The organism is Bacillus hominis, from assembly GCF_018332515.1.
Classification (GTDB): domain Bacteria; phylum Bacillota; class Bacilli; order Bacillales; family Bacillaceae_G; genus Bacillus_A; species Bacillus_A hominis.
Genome location: NZ_BOQD01000423.1, coordinates 1 through 284 on the forward strand (window position 1 = coordinate 1; position 284 = coordinate 284).

The 284-nt window shown below is 33.8% G+C and carries 1 protein-coding gene; it reads left to right on the top strand.

Annotation, left to right across the window (positions count from 1 at the left end; genetic code table 11):
- On the top strand, window positions 1–284 hold a 284-nt coding region (locus KI356_RS25955), incomplete at both ends, for a nucleoside transporter C-terminal domain-containing protein (RefSeq protein ID WP_274388406.1).

Sequence of the window (284 nt, forward strand, 5' to 3'; positions counted from 1 at the left end):
ACACTATGTGCATCTTCAATGTCGACAGTATCGATGTCGATCGTTGGTTCGTATATGAAAATGATTGAGCCAAAATATGTAGTAACAGCACTTGTATTAAATTTATTTAGTGGCTTCATTATTATTCATATTATTAATCCGTACGATATTACAGAAGAAGAAGATACACTGCAGTTAGAAAATAAGAAGAAACAATCATTCTTTGAAATGCTGAGCGAGTATATTATGCTTGGTTTCACGATTGCAATTACGGTAGCAGCAATGTTGCTTGGTTTCGTAGCATT